Source organism: Bradyrhizobium sp. KZN70725 (assembly GCF_055264925.1).
In genome coordinates, this window is record NZ_JBUYWT010000062.1 from 23618 (window position 1) to 42573 (window position 18956).

At 64.7% G+C, this 18956-nt stretch carries 13 protein-coding genes; 6 read left to right on the forward strand and 7 right to left on the reverse strand.

All coding sequences use genetic code 11. The features are described from left to right. Positions 1–29: 29 nt before the first annotated feature. Positions 30–1475: an outer membrane protein gene (locus ACZBJS_RS35725; protein WP_316397422.1), complete on the reverse strand. Its 1446-nt coding sequence runs from the start codon at positions 1473–1475 to the stop codon at positions 30–32. A 536-nt stretch (positions 1476–2011) separates the two neighbouring features. On the opposite strand from ACZBJS_RS35725, the gene ACZBJS_RS35730 reads away from it, so the two are divergent. Both ACZBJS_RS35730 and ACZBJS_RS35735 read left to right on the forward strand, forming a co-directional pair. After that, positions 2012–2950, forward strand: a complete 939-nt coding sequence (locus tag ACZBJS_RS35730) for a formylglycine-generating enzyme family protein (protein ID WP_316397424.1) — start codon at positions 2012–2014, stop codon at positions 2948–2950. 13 nt (positions 2951–2963) lie between these two features. Next, positions 2964–4604 carry an arylsulfatase gene (locus tag ACZBJS_RS35735; RefSeq protein WP_463439855.1) on the forward strand — a complete coding sequence of 547 codons (1641 nt, stop codon included), beginning with the start codon at positions 2964–2966 and terminating at the stop codon, positions 4602–4604. Between the two features lie 124 nt (positions 4605–4728). Here the strand turns inward: ACZBJS_RS35735 and ACZBJS_RS35740 are convergent, their stop codons facing one another. After that, positions 4729–7269: a sensor domain-containing protein gene (locus tag ACZBJS_RS35740; protein ID WP_316397427.1), complete on the reverse strand. Its 2541-nt coding sequence runs from the start codon at positions 7267–7269 to the stop codon at positions 4729–4731. 267 nt (positions 7270–7536) lie between these two features. Beyond that, the gene (locus tag ACZBJS_RS35745) at positions 7537–7773 is read right to left on the reverse strand and encodes a DUF1127 domain-containing protein (protein WP_057016744.1); all 237 of its coding nucleotides are present in this window, start codon (positions 7771–7773) and stop codon (positions 7537–7539) included. Positions 7774–7956: 183 nt separating this feature from the next. Here ACZBJS_RS35745 and ACZBJS_RS35750 point away from each other — a divergent pair, with 183 nt between their 5' ends. After that, positions 7957–9300: an aminotransferase-like domain-containing protein gene (locus tag ACZBJS_RS35750; protein WP_229159674.1), complete on the forward strand. Its 1344-nt coding sequence runs from the start codon at positions 7957–7959 to the stop codon at positions 9298–9300. Between the two features lie 90 nt (positions 9301–9390). Here the strand turns inward: ACZBJS_RS35750 and ACZBJS_RS35755 are convergent, their stop codons facing one another. Continuing rightward, on the reverse strand, positions 9391–9747 hold the full coding sequence (locus ACZBJS_RS35755) for a hypothetical protein (RefSeq protein ID WP_316397430.1): 357 nt from the start codon (positions 9745–9747) through the stop codon (positions 9391–9393). Positions 9748–9833: 86 nt separating this feature from the next. Continuing rightward, a complete protein-coding gene (locus ACZBJS_RS35760) occupies positions 9834–10481 on the reverse strand; it encodes a hypothetical protein (RefSeq protein ID WP_463439853.1) in 648 nt (215 codons plus the stop codon). 44 nt (positions 10482–10525) lie between these two features. Between ACZBJS_RS35760 and ACZBJS_RS35765 the strand changes: the two genes are divergently transcribed. Continuing rightward, complete coding sequence (locus tag ACZBJS_RS35765; protein WP_016840859.1) at positions 10526–10960, forward strand: hypothetical protein; 435 nt, start codon at positions 10526–10528, stop codon at positions 10958–10960. A 14-nt stretch (positions 10961–10974) separates the two neighbouring features. Here the strand turns inward: ACZBJS_RS35765 and ACZBJS_RS35770 are convergent, their stop codons facing one another. Both ACZBJS_RS35770 and ACZBJS_RS35775 read right to left on the reverse strand, forming a co-directional pair. Next, on the reverse strand, positions 10975–13377 hold the full coding sequence (locus ACZBJS_RS35770) for an EAL domain-containing protein (RefSeq protein WP_316397432.1): 2403 nt from the start codon (positions 13375–13377) through the stop codon (positions 10975–10977). Between the two features lie 147 nt (positions 13378–13524). Beyond that, a complete protein-coding gene (locus ACZBJS_RS35775; RefSeq protein WP_410469763.1) occupies positions 13525–14943 on the reverse strand; it encodes an MFS transporter in 1419 nt (472 codons plus the stop codon). Positions 14944–15529: 586 nt separating this feature from the next. Between ACZBJS_RS35775 and ACZBJS_RS35780 the strand changes: the two genes are divergently transcribed. Continuing rightward, positions 15530–16606 carry a lysylphosphatidylglycerol synthase transmembrane domain-containing protein gene (locus tag ACZBJS_RS35780; protein ID WP_316397433.1) on the forward strand — a complete coding sequence of 359 codons (1077 nt, stop codon included), beginning with the start codon at positions 15530–15532 and terminating at the stop codon, positions 16604–16606. 104 nt (positions 16607–16710) lie between these two features. Further along, complete coding sequence (locus ACZBJS_RS35785) at positions 16711–18678, forward strand: SGNH/GDSL hydrolase family protein (RefSeq protein WP_463439854.1); 1968 nt, start codon at positions 16711–16713, stop codon at positions 18676–18678. Positions 18679–18956: the final 278 nt, after the last annotated feature.

Below are 18956 nucleotides of genomic sequence, written 5' to 3' on the forward strand. Positions count from 1 at the left end.
TTCCGAATCTCACTCGTTGCAGACGGCTTCTATCTCTCCGGGAACAGTAGAGACAATTGGGCTCGCAATTGCCAGTTTGGCGCGCCGGTTGGACGAACGACGTTGTAATAGCCGGCTATATTTGCACTCACTGGCTGGTCGCCGAGCTTGAAGATTCGACCAAAGCCGCCACCGATCGGTACGGTCCACTGCTGACCCGGCGCCGCCAGCCAGTCCGCGGTAATAACTGGTGAGCTTGTCAGGTACCACCCGTGCGCCATGTTGTAGTTGACAAACGGCTGCGCGAGAAACTCGTTCACGGGCGGCCGCAACGGATTGCCGCCAACTGACCACTGATTGTTAACCAGTACGCCGATCACCCAATGTCCGGGCGTTACGAGGGCAACGGCGGTCGGACCGAACAACACCTTACCGGTTCCGAGAATCGGATCGGTCGCGGACGGCACCGTAAAGACGGGACCGACGCCCCAGATTAGAGAGCCAGGATGGGCGGGGGTGAAAAAGAACTGCTGAGTAATGTCCCCAATTCCATTCGTGTTGTTGTTAAAAAGCGGACTAGGTTGACTGATCACGGGCATGATGGTGCGCGAGATCACGTTCCAGTCCGCGTTGATGCGCAGCGGAATGACCGGCTGAATGTTGAGAACTTCCTGGGTGCGGTTGTACGGCCCGACGTTGAAATTCGTGTTGCTTTGGAACGGAACGCTGACCATATCGGCGATAGGGTTCTGCGATTTCTTGGCTAGGTCTTCGCCTTCGGAGCCTTCGGAGCGCACGGCAGAATGCACGGTACGTGCCGGCGCGACCGTATCGGGAAGCCCGCTCTCGAACTTATAGTTCGCACCGAACTTGACCATTTGGAGGTCGCGGTTCAGGGGGATCGCCGGGACCGTGGCCGAAGTCCAGTGTCCCAGCCCAATGTAATCGTATTCGAGCTTGATCGTCCAATGCGATTTAAAGCCGTACTCGATGCCCACGCCGCCCAGCCAGCCAGAGCTCGTGTTGGAGCCCTGCCAAGTGACGCCGGGAAAATTCAACGAGGCAGTGCTCTGCACCCAGCCACCGCCAAACTTGCCGTAGCCAAGCCAACGATCCTCGACGAGGCCGACGCGGCCTGCCACCGTTCCGATCCAATTCGGCCTCACCGAGCCGAGAGCCGGAGTCGGAAGTACGGGATGACCAAAAGTCGCCCCATCGAAATCCCCTTCCACACCAAGCAAGAGATGGCCGGCTTGAAAATTGTAGCCGGCCTGAACACCACCGATGAATTCGGTGATGCCGCCATACAAGTTGTTACCAGAAATAGGCAGGCTGCCGCTCGTCCACGAGCCACCGAGATTTGCACCGAGATAAAATCCCGACCAATTGTAGGGTGGCGGTAAAGCGGGCGGAGCCTTCACCGGCAAGTCTGCGGCACGCGCTGTGAGACTCACGCAGACTGCAAACAGACCAACGCTTGCAAGGAATGATTTCATGGAGCCTCCCCAAAAGGGGAATGATGCTGCCACTGCGAAAAAAATCTGCGTCCCAAACCCGGTCCAAAGCACCGCATCGCCGATCCCCGACGCTCGCGAGCCCGCCATCGCTCCGGCGGGGTAGAAACTCGGAAAGAATAAGCTGACGCCGCCGTCCGTCCATGCGAAATCGGCATACTTGCGTACAGCCGGAGGTTTATTGAAGGGTTGTATCCATGACGCCACAGCCCTTGCACTTTTTGCATAGTCCTCAGGGCTCCCGACAAGGAAAAGGCGACCTGGCTCGATTGATCTAGATCAATATAAGAAGGTTGTGCCGCTGCGAACGTGCCACCGCGTCAGATGTTCGATTGTCATGTTGACCAACTAAGGTGTTAAGCCGCGCTCCTCCCCGGCAGAATCGACGCTAGGAAGCTGCCGAGAGATTCCTGGGGGCGACGCTCGTAATTTTGAAACTCGTTCACTGCGAGTAGCCCATGCACGACGTTGGCGTTGCGGCAGGCGTATCTTTGTCGGATGGGCCCAGTGAGGGGGGTATGGTCTGGATTCCGGGCGGCACGTTCCGCATGGGCTCAGACCGGCACTATGCCGAAGAGGCGCCGGTCCATCGCGTCTCGGTGAGCGGCTTCTGGATGGACCGGACGCCGGTCACCAATCGCGATTTCCGCAAGTTCGTCAACGCAACAGGCTACGTGACGTCAGCGGAGACGCGGCCTGACGCAAAGGACTATCCAGGCGCACTGCCGCACATGCTCAAGGCAGGCTCGCTGGTTTTCACGCCGCCGAAGCGTCCGGTCGATTTGCGCGACTGGTCGCAATGGTGGAATTTCAAATTTGGCGCCAACTGGCGCCGGCCATATGGCCCCCGCAGTTCGATCAGCGGCCTCGACGATCATCCCGTGGTCCACATTGCCTATCGCGATGCCGAGGCCTACGCGACATGGGCTGGCAAGGACTTGCCGACCGAAGCCGAATGGGAGTTTGCCGCGCGCGGCGGCCTCGACGGCGCCGAGTTCGCCTGGGGCGACGAGCTGATGCCCGGCGGCAGGCCAATGGCTAATACCTGGCAAGGTGTTTTTCCATACCAGAATCTTACTGACGATGGTCACGCGCGCACCTCGCCGGTGATGGCGTTCCCGCCGAACGGCTACGGCCTTCATGACATGATCGGCAACATCTGGGAGTGGACCACCGATTGGTGGTCCACCAGGCATGCGCCCGACGCGGCCAAGGCGTGTTGCGTTCCTCAGGATCCACGCGGCGGGCGAGAGCAAGACAGCCACGATCCGTCTCTGCCCAAGATCAAGATTCCCCGCAAGGTTCTCAAAGGCGGCTCGCATCTCTGCGCGCCGAACTACTGCCGTCGCTATCGCCCGGCTGCGCGCCATGCGGAAGCGGTGGACACGTCCACGAGCCATGTTGGCTTTCGATGCATCATAAGGAAGGGAGCAAGTGATGAGCGACGACCAGGATAACGCCTCACGCGATATGAGCCGTCGAAATGTTTTGCTCGCGACGACAAGCCTGGCGGCGGCATCCGCATTAGGCGCCGCCGCATCGGTCGAAAAGGCACTGGCCCAGGCGCAGCAGGCACCGAGCGGCCAGCGGCCCAATATCGTCGTCATCATGGGGGACGATATCGGCATCTGGAATATCGGTGCTTACCATCGTGGCATGATGGCCGGCAGGACGCCGAACCTCGACAAGATCGCCGCAGAAGGCATGCTGTTTACCGATTATTACGCCGAGGCGAGTTGCACCGCAGGCCGCGCCAACTTCATCACCGGCGAGCTGCCGATCCGCACCGGCATGACAACGGTCGGCCAGGCCGGCGCCCCCACAGGCTTGCCGGCGGAGGCTGTGACCATTGCCACCGCGCTCCAGGGCATGGGCTATGCCACCGGCCAATTCGGCAAGAACCACCTTGGCGACAAGAACGAATTTCTGCCGACCGTGCACGGCTTCGACGAGTTCTTCGGCTATTTGTATCACCTCGACGCGATGGAAGATCCGGCTCACCCTGCCTATCCGCAGGAGCTGTTGAACAAGGTCGGCCCGCGCAACATGATCCATTCATGGGCGACCAATGTGGACGACGCCACCGTGGATCCCCGCTGGGGCAAGGTCGGTAAGCAGAGGATTGAAGACGCCGGAACGCTCTATCCCAAGCGGATGGAAACGGTGGATGATGAGATCCGAGACTTCGCCTTGTCGTTCATTGAAAGGGCCAAGGCCGATAACAAGCCGTTCTTCTTGTGGCTCAATCCGACCCGCATGCACATCGTCACGCATTTGTCGCCGAAGTACGAGGCGATGCGCAACTCCAAGAACGGCTGGTCGATTCATGAAGCCGGCATGGCGCAGCTCGACGACGATGTCGGCCTCGTCATGAAAAAACTCAAGGACATGGGCGTGGATGACAACACCATTGTCATCTTCACCACGGATAACGGCACCGAGGTCTTCACTTGGCCGGATGGCGGACAGACACCCTTCGCGCAGAGCAAAGGTACGGTCATGGAAGGCGGTTTCCGCGCGCCGGCGATGATCCGCTGGCCGGGCAAGGTGCCGGCGGGCAAGGTCGAGAACGGCATCATCTCCGGTCTGGACTGGTTCCCGACCTTGCTGGCGGCTGCCGGCAATCCGAACATTGCCGAGGAACTGAAGAAGGGCAAGCAAATCGGGGATCGCACCTACAAGTGCCATCTGGATGGCTATAATCAGATGGACATGATCACCGGCAAGGGGCCGTCGAATCGACACGAAATCTGGTACTTCGGCGAGAGCGAGCTGGGAGCCGTGCGCATCGACGACTACAAGTATCGCTTCATCGACCAGCCCGCTGGCTGGCTAGGTGCAAAAACCAAAGTTGACGTCCCCTACCTGATCAACCTCCGCCTTGATCCGTTCGAGCGAACGGGCTGGCCCGAGAGCGGGACCAAAGACGGCGCCCAACAATACTTCGACTGGTTCAAATATGAGTTCTGGCGCTTCGTGTTCGTTCAACAGGAGGTCGAGAAGCTGGCCATGACCGCGATCGAGTTTCCGCCGATGCAGAAGGGCGCGAGCTTCAACCTCGATGCCGTGAAGGCGAAAATCGAGGCCGCCAGGACGGCAATGGCAAAATGAGATTCATGATCGTGTTGGGCGGCGTCCATGCCGCCCAACACCGTCTCCTTCAGCCTTTCGATATCGCAGGTCGGTTTACCGAAATCCGCTTCCGGGAGTGGAGCGGGCCAAGAGCGGTGTTCGCCTAGAGGCGATTCCGTTGCGGCTGCATCCGACGCACCTCGCGCTCGATACTGGCGGCGACCAGCGGCGCCTTGTCGGCGGCGATGGGCGGGGAAAACACGAAGCCCTGCACCACATCGCAATCGAGCCCGCCGAGCACGTCCAGTTCGGCGGACAATTCGGCGCCCTCCGCCACGACCGTCATGCCGAGCCCGTGCGACAGGGCGATGATGCCGCCCAGCAGCTTGCGCTTCTCCGGCGCGGTGGAAATGCCGTCCACGAAGGCCCGGTCCACTTTCAGGCAGTCGAAAGGCAGGCGCGTCAGATAGCCGAGCGAGGAATAGCCCGAGCCGAAATCGTCGAGCGCCAGCCGGGCGCCGAGACCCGACAGGGCCGTCAGCGTGCGACTGATCCGCTGCTCGGTATGATCCACGAACAGGCTTTCGGTGAGCTCCAGACAGAGGAGCTTCGCCGGAAAGCCGGTCTCCGCCAGCACGGCCGCGACTGCGGTCTCGAAATCCACGCTCCAGATCTGCGCCGGCGAGACATTGACCGAGATGGAGCGCGGCGGCAGCCCGGCATCCAGCCAGGCGCGGCCCTGCCGGCAGGCCTCGCGCAGCACCCACAGGCCGAGGTCGACGATGAGGCCGGAGCTTTCGGCGATCGGAATGAACTCCGCCGGCGAGATCGGCCCGCGCTCGGGATGGGCCCAGCGCAGCAGCGCCTCGAAGCCGGAGACGCGGCCAGTCTTCAGGTCCACCTGCGGCTGGTAATGGGCCTCGAGGGCGCCGGCCTCCACCGCGTGGCGCAAATGGCGACCGAGATCGAGCCGTTCATCGACCGCCTGCGCATAGACCGGCTCGAACAGTTGCGCCCGGCCGCGCCCGGCCTCCTTGGCCATGTAGAGCGCGAGGTCCGCGTTGCGCACGGCGGTCTCCGCCGTCGCGCCGTGCTCCGGCAGGCGGGCGATGCCGATGGTGGCGCCGACCGAGGCCTCGCCCTCGGCGAGATCGACGGGGCCGGACAGTTTGCCGACGAGCCGATCGGCAAGCCCGGTCAGCGCGGCGTCGGACGTGTCGCATCCATCCGCCAGCACGGCGAATTCGTCGCCGCCGAGCCGGGCGATGAAGGCGCGCGGCCCCAAGTCCTGCCGCAACGCAGCCGCCACCTTGATCAGCAATTCGTCACCGGCGGCATGGCCGAGGGAATCATTGACCTCCTTGAAGCGATCGAGGTCGATGAGCAGCAGCGCACCAGTCCGGCCTCCCCGGGCGCAGCCTTCGGTCAGGGCGGCGAGCTGGCGCGTGAACAGCGCGCGATTGGCAAGGCCGGTCAACGGATCGCTGTAGGCGAGCTGCTCGAGCTGGCGCTCGGCTTCCTTGCGCTCGGTGACGTCCTGCACGGTGCCGATGATGCCGATGACCTTGTCGTGGGCAACCTCCGCCTTGCAGATCACAGCCAGATCGCGGGGCATACCGTCCGCGTGCAGGATGCGCAGGTCGGTGGCCTCGGTCCGGCGGGTGCGCAGCACCCGTTTCTGCACATCCCGGAAGCGGTCGGCGTCGCCGTCCAGGAAATAGGGCCTCATGTTCTCATCGGTCGGCTCGAACGTGTCGGGCAAGCCGAGAAGCTGGTAGAGTTCGGGCGCCCAGATCGTGCGGCCGCTGTCCAGCCGGAAGCTCCAGGTGCCGATCTTGCCGAGGCGGTGGGCCTCCTCCAGCGCCCGCGTGCGCTGGTCGAGCAGCGCCTTGGCCGCCCTGAGCTGGGTGATGTCGCTGGAGGTGCCGCGATAGCCGAGAAAGCTGCCGTCATCGGCGAAGATGGGCTTGCCGCTGGTGCAGATACTGACGCGCGAGCCGTCCTTGCCGATCAGCGTATAGGTGAAGTCGCGAAAAGGGCGATGGGCCTCCATATCGGCCCGGTGCCGCGCCATCGCCTCGCCGTCCTCGGGCGCATAAGTCAGCTCCCAGCGCGCCTTCCTGCCAGCGGCCACCGTCTGGAACGCCGCATTGCCGGCAAGCGATTTGGGATAGGGCAGCAGCCGATGCTCGGCGTCGCTCTCCCAGCACCAGTCCGAGGCGGTCGAGACAAAATCGGCCAGCCGTTGCTCGCTCTCCGCCAGGCGCCGCAGCGCGGAGGTCTCCTCCGTGACGTCGCGGACGATGCCGGACACGCGTCGAACCTGGCCGTCCGCGTCGAATTCCGGCTCGCCATGCACCACGCAGTCGAGCAGGCTGCCATCGAAACTGCGGAGTCTCGCGCGCACCGCATAGGGCCGCCCCTCCGCCCAGCAGGCCGCGTAATGCGCCTCCAGGAGCTTCCGGCTTTCAGGCAAATAGCGCTCACGCACCGTGGCGATGGGGATGTAGCCGTCGGCGGTGTCGAATTCGTAGAAGGCGGCGAGCTCGGGCGATATCCAGAGATCGGTCGCGGCGGCACTCTGCGACTCCCAGTAGCCCATGCGGGCCAACCGGATCGCACAGCGCAGCGATCGCTCCTCATGCCAGCGGCGACGCGCTTCCCGGGTCGGGGCCTGCCCTTGCGACAATTTGCGAGCGGCCATCGGTCCCCAACTCAACGCTAGCGTACGCAGCTAACAGGCTAGCATAGAGCGTCACAACCTTGGAGCGACGGCGGTGACGAGATGGAGCTCTTCCGCTTCTTTGGTGTAGTTTCGGTGAATTCTGCAACCGGCAGTCGGCGCCCGGCCCTAAGGCGCGACGTGATTGGGTTGAATCGTCATCGCGCTTTAGCTCTTTGTTTGAGCATGACCTTTTTGGAAAACCGCTTCGCACTTTTCCGGATCATGCATTAGCGCAGCACCGGCATCTTAACGGATCCGCACCAGCTCCAGGTCGAAGTCGCCGGTGACGGCGGTCTCGATCTGGCAGCGCGAGAGTCCGATATCGCGCAACGCCCGGTCATCGAGCTGGCGCAGCGTCTTGATCGCCTCGCGGCGCACCCAATAGGTCGCGAGCGCATCGCCCCACACTCGGAGCAATCGGAGCAATCCGCCCAATGTACTAGGCCGCGCGGGCGCTGCGGCGGCTGAGGATATCGCTGACATTGTCATCTCTCCTTCGCTGCCCATAGACAAAAGCTACGCCGTTGACGCAAATGCTGTTTCAGCGCCTGCGCCGCCGGGACCTCGGATTGCTTGCGCACTCCTCGGTGCAATCATGGGCTTGTTCCCTCTTAAATGATCCGGTACATTGCTCGGAGCAAGTAAAACATTGCTCTCGGTGCAATAATGTCGAGGTTCGAATATCTGAAGCTGGCGGATGCGGTGGCCGCCGAGATCGCCAGCGGCGCGCTGAAGGCGGGCGACCGGCTGCCGCCGCAGCGTCATTTCGCCTATGACCGCAACATCGCCGTCTCGACGGCGAGCCGGGTCTACACCGAACTGTTGCGGCGCGGGTTGGTAGTCGGTGAAGTCGGCCGCGGCACTTTCGTGTCCGGCGAGGCACGCCGCGGCATCACGGCCCCGACCGAGCCGCGCGGCGCCCGCATCGACCTTGAGTTCAACTATCCGTTGCTGCCGCACCAGGCGACGATGATCGCCAAGAGCCTCGAAGGACTGGAGCGGCCCGAGGTGCTCGAGGGCGCGCTGCGGCCGGCGACCAGCTTTGGCACGCGGGCGGCACGCACCATCTCCTCGGAATTTCTGGCGCGCAAAAGCTGGACGCCAAATCCCGACCAGATCGTGTTCACCGCCAATGGCCGGCAATGCATCGCCGCCGCGCTCGCCGCCGTGGTGCCGCCCGGCGGACGCTGCGGCGTCGAGGCGCTGACCTACCCGTTCGTCAAGGGCATCGCGGCGCGGCTCGGCATCTCGCTGGTGCCGCTCGCGATGGACGAACACGGCGTGCGACCGGATGCGGTGCAGAAGGCGCATCGCGAGGCGCACCTGTCCGCGATCTACGTCCAGCCCACGATCCAGAACCCGCTCAGCATCACCATGCCGGCCGAGCGCCGCGCCGAGCTGTTGCGCGTGGTGGAGAAGCTCGGCCTCATCGTCATCGAGGACGGCGTCTACGGATTCCTCGACGATGAGGCGCCGCTCGCCGCGCTCGCGCCCGACAGCTGCATCGTGCTCGACAGCCTGTCGAAGAAGGTCGCGCCGGGCCTCGCGCTCGGCTTCATCGTGTCGCCGCCGCGGCTGCGCGAGAGCATCATGGCCGCGGTGCGCTCGGGCGGCTGGACCGCGTCGGGCTACGCCTTCGCCGCGGGGCAGCGGCTGATGGCCGACGGCACCGCCGCCGAATTGTCACGGCTGAAACGGATCGATGCCGGCCGCCGCCAGCTTCTGGCGGCCAAGCATCTGGCCGATTTCGAAATCCAGACCAATCCGAAGTCGTATCATCTCTGGCTGACCTTGCCGCCGCATTGGCGCTCGCAGACACTGGTCGCCGCCGCGGCGCGCCGCGACATCGCGCTGACGCCGTCGACGACCTTTGCCGCCACGCCGGGGCACGCGCCCAATGCGGTGCGGCTCGCACTGGCCGCACCGCCGATGGAGCAACTCGACCTCGGCCTGCGGACACTGGCGGGAATGCTGAGCGCGACCGAAGAGGATTTTGACTCGACGGAGTGACATCGCACGTTCACTCCGAAGCAGCGCCGCAGTCCAGAATTGGATAGGAGTGGCACTCGCAGCGGCCCATTTCCAGTGAGCGCCAGGGCATCAAAAGCCACAGGCCGCATACGTCTTTCTCACGACACGAAAATGCGCGCCCTCGGCTACGAAGTCCACATCCATGCACTGGTTGCCTTTGCGATACTCCCCGATCACGCCGCACTGCAGATATTCGAGGTTTATCCGCCAGCGCTTTTCTTGCGGCGAGTAGGTCGCAAAGTCGTGCTGCGCGACCGGCGTTCCCTTGCAAATTCCGGCAACGTATCGCCGCACGTCGGGCGGCAGATTGTCGACGTGATTGTGATCAAGCGGATCATGTTTGTTGCCCACGCTGCCCTTGGAAAGAGCCGGCGGGATGCTCAGAAGCACAAGGCACAGAGCCAAAAATGGGGTCCGGATTGTCATCTGACGCTCCAGCCAAAAGCAAATCCGTCGCCGAGTTTACAGCGCGTTGCTTACAACCCGCTTACAGTCCGGCCGCGCGAACCGCTTCACCGATTGCGAACCGCCTTCGGCAGCAGCGCATCGGGCAATTGATCGAAGCTGTAGCGCCGCGGCCGATTGCGCGTGACGAAACCGCCGACCTGCCAAGTGAACAGCGCCGCAAAGCCGACCAGGAACAGCGCCCCCATCCAGTTCGAGGTCAGCAGCGCCGTCAGCAGCAATCCGATCATTGCCACCGCAAGGCAGGCCAGCAGCGTCAGCGCGGCGGTGTACGTCTTCGGTCCGAGGCCTCCGACCAGCCTGGCGTTGCTGCCCGCCGCCTGCATCCGGCGATGCAGCTCGACGATGAAGTCGCGGTAGAGATGGCCCTGCGGCGCCACCAGCGTCGCGGTCTGCCAGGTGGTCGAGAGGATCGCGATCCGCCCGCCCTTGGCGTTGTCGATGTCGGCGCGAAACCGCTGCTGCTGCATCGAGACCGGGCGATAGGACAGTTTCACCGCGGAGATGTCGGCATAGTCCCACACGCCCGACCGGCCGGCGATCCGCCACGCCAGCCCGTCCTCGGTCAGCTCGAACTGGTGCGCCGAGCCGATCAATGAGGCCTTGTGGGCATAGCGCAGCGGCGAGCCCTCGCCTGCCTCCGATCGATCCTGCAACGTTGTTGGCAAGCCGCCGTTCCACCCGTCCAAATCCATCCACGCGCTTGCGCGGGACGTCACGGCTATCCTACAAGCGAGCCATGCCTGAGACGACCTATTTTCCGCGCTACCTCATCCTCGGCGGCGCGATGATATCCGGCGTGCTGCTGGCGCTTGCCGTGCACATGCTCGGCGCGCGTTATGGGCTCGATCTCGGCGGCCTGTGGCGCTCCGACAGCCACGAGTTCATGCCGGCGGGCGCCGCGATTGCGTGGTGGCTGATCGCGACCGTCGGATTTTCGGGCGGCTACTTCACCGCCAATCTGATGCACAGCGCGGTGGCCGGCCAGATCCCGCAGCGGATGCGTAACTTCCTGATCGTCGTCGGCGTGCTGATGCTGGCCGGTGCCGGCCAGGCCGCGTCGGCGCCGAGCACGGTCTCGACCATTTCCGCCGTGCTCGCCGGCCTTGCCGCCCTGTGCCTCGGCGCAGTGATGGCGTTCTGCGGCGCCTATTTTGCCCTGCGCAAGAGCTGAGCTAGCCCTCCAACTCAGGCGACCGACCGTTCCGGCGTCCTGCGCAACATCTTGGCGACGTCGGCTGCCGGCCGCGGCGGGCTGAACAGATAGCCCTGCGCCTGCGTGCAGCCCTCCCGACGCAGCAGGTCGAACTGGGTATCGGTCTCGACCCCTTCGGCGGTCGTGACGATGCCGAGGCTCTTGCCGAGGCCGGTGACCGCGCGCACGATCGCCATCGAGTCCTCGCGTGTCGCAAGGTCGGTGACGAAGGACCGGTCGATCTTGATCTTGTCGAACGGGAAGCTGCGCAGATAGCTCAGCGAGGAATAGCCGGTGCCGAAATCGTCCAGCGAGATGCGGACGCCGAAGCCGCGCAGCTCATGCAGCACCGCGAGCGTCGCCTCGCTGTTCTGCAGCAGCACCGATTCGGTGATCTCGAGCTCAAGCCGGTCCGCCGACAGGCCCGATGCTTCCAGCGCCGCCTTCACCGACGACACCAGGTTCGGGTTCTTGAACTGCACCGGCGAGAGATTGACGGCAACCGCGACGGCCTCGGGCCAGCCCGCGGCATCCGCGCAGGCCTTGCGCAACACGATCTCGCCAAGCGGAACGATCAGCCCGGTTTCCTCGGCGACAGGAATGAAATTGTTCGGCGCGATCAGGCCACGCAGCGAATGGTTCCAGCGCGCCAGCGCCTCGAAGGCGACGATCCGATCGCCCGCGACATCGCGGATCGGCTGGTAGTAGACCTCGAACTCGTCATGCTCGAGCGCAAGCCGCAGGTCGCGCTCCAGCAGGCGGCGCGCCTGCGCACGCGCATCCATCCCGGTCTCGAAGAAGCGATAGGTACCGCGGCCGTCGGCCTTGGCGCGGTACAGCGCGAGATCGGCCTTTTGCAGCAATTCGTCGGGATCCTTGCCGTCTTCGGGCGCGAGCGAGATGCCGATGCTGACGCCGATCACGAGCTGATGGCCGCCGATCTCGTAGGGCGCAGCGATCCGCTCGACCACGAGACTTGCCAGCGACGACACGACGGACGGCTCGCAATTGCTGCAGAACTGCACGATGGCGAATTCGTCGCCGCCGAGCCGCGCCACGGTGTCGTGCTCGGTGACGCATTCGCCGAGCCGGCGCGCGACTTCGCGCAGCAGCGCGTCGCCGATCGGATGTCCGAGCGTGTCGTTGATTTCCTTGAAATGATCGAGATCGAGACAGAGCACGGCCAGCTGGTCGGAACGCTTGGCCAGTCTCGAGGCCTTCTCGAGCTGCTCGCGGAACAGCGTCCGGTTCGGCAAATTGGTCAGCGCGTCATGCCGCGCCATGTGCGAAATCTGCTCCTGTGCCTGCTGCCATTCGGTGATGTCCTCGAAGGTCGCGACCCAGCCGCCGCCCTTCATCGGCTGGTCGACGACGCGGATCGCGCGCTCGTTGCGGCTGACGATCCGCGTCGCGCTGTGGCCGGCCTTTGCCTCGGCGACGAGAGCATTGCAGAACTCCTCGGGATCGCCGTCCCACTCGCCGATGGAATGGAGGTCCTGCAGGACATCGATCAGCAGGCGTCCCTGCAGCGGTATGCGACTGCGCCCCATCATCTCGCTGTAGCGCTCGTTGAACAGCATGATGCGGCCGTCGGCATCGAACATGCACAGCCCCTGCGACATGTTCTCGAGCGCGGTATCGAGCACCACCTTCTGCTTGTGAAGTTCGGTCTTGGCGCGACGGTCGAGGATCGAGGCGATCAGCGAGAGGCCGAGGATCGCGAAGGCCGCAACGGCGGTCATGAACGAGAGCACGCGCGGCGAGACCGTAAGTCCGCCGGAAACGATGGTCGGATCCGGGACGAGCGTCACCGCGCCCATCGCGGTGAAATGATGCGAGACGATCGCGACGGTCAGAAGACCGGTCGCGGCGGCGGTGGTGCCGAAACGTTCGCCACGGGTGGCAACGACGAGCGCGAGCGCGCCGAACAGGCTTCCGAACGCGATCGACGAGGCGACGATGCCGGGCGACCAGACGATGCGCGCGGGCAGCTCCAGCCCGAGCATGCCGGTGTAATGCATCGCCGCGACACCGGCGCCGACGATCGCGCCACCGGCCGCAACCGTCTGCCAGCGTCCATCGAGCGTGGCGACGGCCAATCCGACGGCCAGGATCGCAACCGCGAGCACCAGCGACAGCAGCGTGATGGGAATGTTGTACCCGGCCTCGATGCCGGGATCGTACGCCAGCATGGCAACGAAATGGGTGGCCCAGATACCGCAACCGCCGACCGCCGCATCGAGGCCGATCCAGATCTCGCGGGCCCGCCCCTGCGCAGCGCGGGCACGGTGAAACAGGCTGATCGCGACGGCGCTGGCGAGCAGGCAGATCACCCCGCCGAGGGCGACCAACCGCCAGTCATGTTCCAAAGTGAGACAGGTCAGAACGCGATACATATAGGCCCCCTTTATGGACCTATAAGAACAGACGCATTCGTGTAGGAACGGTAACCGCACCGCAGCAAGGTTCCACGCATGGTCAAGAAGCCTTGAATGCAGGCGATCGGGTCAGGGCAACGCGGAGATGCCTCGCTGCGGTTCGTCTCAGCGCCGAGCCTGTGACCATGCGCCGATCCAGATCAGCGCAGCCGCCGCCAGCAACACGCCGGCGGAGATGACGAGGGCCGCATGCAGGCCGGTGATGAAGGCCGCGGACCGGCTGACCATCGAGCCGAACAGCGCGACACCGAGCACGCTGCCGGTCTGCCGGGTCGCGTTCAACACCCCGGCCGCGATGCCGGCATGCTGCGGCTCGGCGCTGCCGAGCAGCGCCGATGTCAGGGGCGGCACCAGCAGGCCGAGGCCGCCGCTCATGCCCAGCAATTGCAGGCAGATCGCGAGGTAGCTGGTGCCGGGGCCGATGAACAGCAGCGCAAGACATCCGGTGGCGGAGAGAGCGGCGCCGAGCGCGATTGTCGCCGGCGCGCCGATCCGCTCCGCGACATGCGGTGCGATCAGGTTGGCGGGCAGCACGGCGCCGAGCATCGGCACGAACGCGAGGCCAGTGGCGAACGCCGACAGCCCGTTGACCTGCTGGAAGTAGAGGCTGAGCACGAAGATCAGGCCGTAGAACGCGACATTGACCAGGAGGCCGACCAGCGAGGTCAGGGCAAACATCCGGTGGCGGAACAGCGAGAGCGGCAGCATCGGCTGCGGCGCGCGCGACTCACGCCAGACGAACAGCACGGAGAAGACGGCGGCGAGAGCGAAGCCTGCGATCACGAACGGGTTGCCCCAGCCGAGCGTGCCGCCTTCGATCAGCGCGCCGGCCAACGTGCCGAGCGCGGCGATCGCCGCGACCTGCCCCGGCAGATCGAGCCGGTGTTGCTGATGACGCGTGGTTTCGCTGGCAAAGCGCCAGGCGAGCCACAAGCCGGCGAGGCCGATCGGCAGGTTGACCAGAAAGATCGCGCGCCAGCCGACCAGCGCGATCAGTCCGCCGCCGACGAACGGGCCGGCGGTCAGCGCAAGGCTCGCGCCCGCGGCCCAGACACCGACCGCCCGTCCCCGCGCCTTCTCGTCTTCATAGGCATGGCGGAGCAGCGCCAGCGAGTTCGGCACCAGGATGGCGGCGGCCAGCCCCTGAACGCAGCGGGCGGCGATCAGCGTCGTCGCATCAGGCGCGACCGCGCAGGCAACCGATGCCGCGGTGAAGATCGCAAACCCGGCCATGAAGATGCGCTTGGCGCCGATCCGGTCGCCGAGCGCGCCCGCGGTCAGGATGAAGGCCGCAAAGGCGATCGTGTAGGCGCTGACCACCCATTGCAGTTCGGCAACGCCGCCGCCGAGCGAGGCGCCGATCGCGTTGAGCGCCGTGTTGACGATGGTGACGTCGAGCTGCACGACGCCATAGCCGAGACTCATCGCGGCGAGCGTCAACGTCGCCGCGAGCCCGCTCGTTTGCCGATGCGATGCAGCGCGGCGGTCCGGCATGTGCCGGACGTTCAGGGAGGTCTGTTGCATGGTCTTGTCCTTGCTCTCGGCAACCAATGCGAGACATAGGCCTTCGTTTCGCCGCAACACTTCGCCACGGATCGAAGTGTGAAATCGCGTGCCTGGCCGATCTGTCCGACGGCGGCCCGCTTGCGCGGCGTTTTGCCTCAATAGACCTACGGACCGCCCTCGCGCGGCTCACCGGCCCGAGCGCAGGGCGGATCATGCGCATGCGCGCGCCGACTTCACACTTTGGTAAACTCACAGCCGGCTCAGCCGTCCCCATGCTGACGCATATCGTCCATTCGCTTCGCGCCAATGAACCCGCATCGACGCCGGGACGGCCGCAAAATCGGCAAAAAAGCCGGCGAAACCGCCTGAAACGGCGGAACATGCAGTGGCCCCATCGCGGTCCTGCGACTCACATTTCGCAGAGCGAGAACATATGTAGCCAATATGACAATGACGCTGGACGAGGGCCGAAGGTTGGCTTGTCAAGGGCTGCACAACGCATCGGTTTTGCCTTATGGGTCATCGCGTACGGTGCGTTTGCCCGTCCCCCGTCGCCGTCCGTGATCGGGTCCCACTGAAATTTGCCGCCCCGCCGGGAGGATGAATGCTTCGGCTGCTGACCACGCTCGGGCGTGGTTTCAAGGAAAAGATCGGCTGGAAACGGCTCGGGATCGCCGCGAGTGTGTTGATCATCGCGTTCGCGATCACGTCGCTTGTTCACACTCTGAAGGGCGTCGATACCGGCATCATTCTCTCCGCGCTCACCAACATCGCGCCGCACCGGATCGCGCTGGCGGCGCTCTGCGTGGTCGGGGCGTTCTGCACGCTGACCTTCTACGACTTCTTCGCGCTGCGCACGATCGGCAAGATCCATGTCCCCTACCGCATCGCAGCGCTGTCGAGCTTCACGAGCTACACGATCGGCCACAATATCGGCGCCACGGTTTTCACCGGCGGCGCGATCCGCTTCCGGATCTATTCCGATTATGGCCTCTCCGCGATCGACGTCGCCAAGATCTGCTTTCTGTCGGGCCTGACCTTCTGGCTCGGCAATTTGTTCGTGCTCGGCTTCGGCATGGCCTGGCACCCGGCGGCGGCGTCGGCGATGGACCTGCTGCCGCCGGCGATGAACCGGCTGATCGCGCTCGGCTGCCTTGCCGGCATCGGCGCCTATTTCGTCTGGCTCCTGACCGGCGAGAAGCGCCGCGAGCTCGGCCAGAACGGCTGGAAGGTGGTGCTGCCCTCGGCCAAGCTGACGCTGTTGCAGATCCTGATCGGCGTGGTTGATCTCGGTTTCTGCGCGCTCGCAATGTACCTGCTGATGCCGACCGAGCCGCATATCGACTTCGTCTCGCTGGCGGTCGTGTTCATCCTGGCGACGCTGCTCGGCTTCGCCAGCCACGCCCCCGGCTCGATCGGCGTGTTCGATGCCGCGATGCTGGTGGCGCTGCCGGAGTTCAGCAAGGAACAATTGCTGGCGACGCTGGTCGTGTTCCGCATCCTCTACTTCCTGATCCCGTTCGGGATTTCGATCTCGATCATGGGCATGCGCGAGCTCTGGCTCAACGTGGTGCAGCCCTGGCAAGAGCGGAAACGACTAAGCCAAGCCTGCACGGCTTCGGCGACCGTGCGGCAACCGATCGAAAGCCGGCAGCAGCGGGTCAGGCAGCTGAAACGGTAACGGACAACGTTATCGGCCCCCTGTGCGGGCCCCTCGACCCCGGATTTTCGATCCTCGCGGCCGCTTCTCTTATTTTCGCCGTACCGCTCGCGTCAAACCGCGCCATGATTGGCTTTTTGGTTCGATTTTCGTTTCGGGTGACGGTCTGCAGCGTGCTGCTCGGCAGCGCGCTGGCCGCGGTGTTCGCATCGGCCGCGGACGCGCAGGACAACCAGCTGCAGATCTCCTGGGAGGTCCGCAACCGCTTCCGCCTGTTCCGCGAGGAACGCGACTTCCGCCTGCATGTCGAAAGCGGGCTTGGCCGCACCGTGCTGGCCTCGGAACAGACGCTGGAACTGCAAAGCGACGGCCGCGGCTGGGCGCGCAACACCGTGAACCGGCTCTGCATCGACCTGCAGGGCCGCGTCAGCGAGCCCTGCACGCGCGACAACGTCAAGGAAAGCTATCTGACGCCGATCGATCATCCGATCGTCGTGCGGCTCACCGGCCCGGTTCCGGTCGGCGCGACCTGTGCCTGGTCGTTCGACGACGGCGACGGGCCGCAATCCTCGACATTCGATTGCGCCGAGCCGATCAACCTGCGCGTCCGCTACGGCCGCACCACGGTCGCGACCGTCGACGTCGCAAGCGGCTCGGACGCCAACCAGCGTGTGGCGACGCAGATCGAGGTGCGCGACCTGCTGATCGCGGGCCTCGGCGACAGCATCGCATCCGGCGAGGGCAATCCCGACCGCGCGATTGCGCTCTCCGACGAGGGCTTCTGCTTCCGCTCCTATCTCGGCGGGGCGCAATATTACCGGCCGAGCCGCGCCGGCTACAAAGGCGGCCGCGCCTGCGAAGCACCGGACACCCTGACCAACTGGCAACGCCAGAGCGCGCTCTGGCTCAACTCGGCCTGTCACCGGTCGCTGTACAGCTACCAGACCCGCACCGCGCTCGCGCTCGCCGTGCAATATCCGCACATCGCGGTGACCTATCTGCCGCTGGCCTGCACCGGCGCCAGCATCGCCGACGGCCTGCTCGGCTCGCAGCAGGCGCGGGAATGCCTGCCGACGAAGACAGCCAACACCTGCTCGGGCACCGTCAACGGCCAGATCGCGGAGCTGCGCACGGCACTCGCCGCCGCCAAGCGCCGTCAGCCCGACCGCACCCTCGACCTCGTGCTGCTGTCGATCGGCGCCAACGATATCTACTTCTCCGGCCTCGTCGCCAACGTGATCGTCGACACGCCGACCGAGCGCACGCTGTTCAGCCGCGGCGGCTCGATGGCCAGCGTCGACGATGCCCGTTCGGCGCTGGCGCGCGACCTGCCGGCCGATTTTGCCAAGCTGCGCGACGCGCTGAAGCCGCTGGTCGGCGGCGATCTCTCGCACGTGATCTACACGGCCTATGCCAATCCGGCGCTGGCCAATGGCGGCGCGCCCTGCCCCGGCGGCCGCGCCGGCTTCGAGATCCATCCCTCGTTCAACGCGGATCCCAACCGCCTCGCGTCGGTCTCGAGCTTCGTGCAGAACGAGTTCCTGCCGCAGCTCAAGGCGATCGCGCAGTGCCAGTCCGGCATCATCTGCCGCAATCCGCAGGCCGACCGCATGACCTTCATCGACGCGCATCAGGACGCGTTTGCGAGCCATGGCTTCTGCGCACGTGCGTCGACCGATCCGGAATTCGACCGCGACTGCTTTGCCGCCAATGGCGACAGCTTCGTGTCGGACATTGTCGCCGCCGCCAACCAGCCGCTCAAATGCGGCCGCAGCGCCGGCGAATACCGCGCCTACCTGCCGCGCGCGCGCTGGATCCGCGACGCCAATGACAGCTACTTCACGGCGATGACCTACCCGCAGGGCCTGCCGTCCTCGATGCAGCCAAGCGACATCCACGACGCGACATGGGGCATCCTGTCGGCGGTGTATGGCGGCGCGGTGCATCCGAGCGCCGAAGGCCATGCGGCGATGGCCGATGCCGCGGTCCCCGCGGCCGCCACCGTGCTGCAGCTGAACACCGCTGTGCCCGAGGTGATTACCGAGCCGGTCGCGCCACTGCCGATGCCGATTGCACCGACGGGACAGCGCTGAACGCTCACGCTGCCACGCAAGAGCGGAGCATGAGCGCGCACAGATCGGAGCGTTAGCCAGAGAGAAGTGCTAAAGCATGATCCGGAAAAGTGCGAAGCGGTTTTCCGAAAAGATCATGCTCAAACAAAGAACTAAAGCGCGATGACGATTCAACCTAATCTCATCGCGCCTTAGTCTTACTGAGTCAGAAAGCCGCGATCTGGAGGGTTGAGAATCGCATATTAAGGGAGATTCAACGTGGTCGAGGAGGCCGAGATGGATCGCCGAGGGAGAGGAAC

Coding starts and splice junctions, on each gene's coding strand:
- ACZBJS_RS35770 (WP_316397432.1), bottom strand. CDS start 13,377: ATGTATCGCGTTCTGACCTGTCTCACTTTGGAACATGACTGGCGGTTG.
- ACZBJS_RS35775 (WP_410469763.1), bottom strand. CDS start 14,943: ATGCAACAGACCTCCCTGAACGTCCGGCACATGCCGGACCGCCGCGCT.
- ACZBJS_RS35725 (WP_316397422.1), bottom strand. CDS start 1,475: ATGAAATCATTCCTTGCAAGCGTTGGTCTGTTTGCAGTCTGCGTGAGT.
- ACZBJS_RS35785 (WP_463439854.1), top strand. CDS start 16,711: ATGATTGGCTTTTTGGTTCGATTTTCGTTTCGGGTGACGGTCTGCAGC.
- ACZBJS_RS35750 (WP_229159674.1), top strand. CDS start 7,957: ATGTCGAGGTTCGAATATCTGAAGCTGGCGGATGCGGTGGCCGCCGAG.
- ACZBJS_RS35730 (WP_316397424.1), top strand. CDS start 2,012: ATGGTCTGGATTCCGGGCGGCACGTTCCGCATGGGCTCAGACCGGCAC.
- ACZBJS_RS35760 (WP_463439853.1), bottom strand. CDS start 10,481: ATGGATTTGGACGGGTGGAACGGCGGCTTGCCAACAACGTTGCAGGAT.
- ACZBJS_RS35745 (WP_057016744.1), bottom strand. CDS start 7,773: ATGTCAGCGATATCCTCAGCCGCCGCAGCGCCCGCGCGGCCTAGTACA.
- ACZBJS_RS35755 (WP_316397430.1), bottom strand. CDS start 9,747: ATGACAATCCGGACCCCATTTTTGGCTCTGTGCCTTGTGCTTCTGAGC.
- ACZBJS_RS35780 (WP_316397433.1), top strand. CDS start 15,530: ATGCTTCGGCTGCTGACCACGCTCGGGCGTGGTTTCAAGGAAAAGATC.
- ACZBJS_RS35735 (WP_463439855.1), top strand. CDS start 2,964: ATGAGCCGTCGAAATGTTTTGCTCGCGACGACAAGCCTGGCGGCGGCA.
- ACZBJS_RS35740 (WP_316397427.1), bottom strand. CDS start 7,269: ATGGCCGCTCGCAAATTGTCGCAAGGGCAGGCCCCGACCCGGGAAGCG.
- ACZBJS_RS35765 (WP_016840859.1), top strand. CDS start 10,526: ATGCCTGAGACGACCTATTTTCCGCGCTACCTCATCCTCGGCGGCGCG.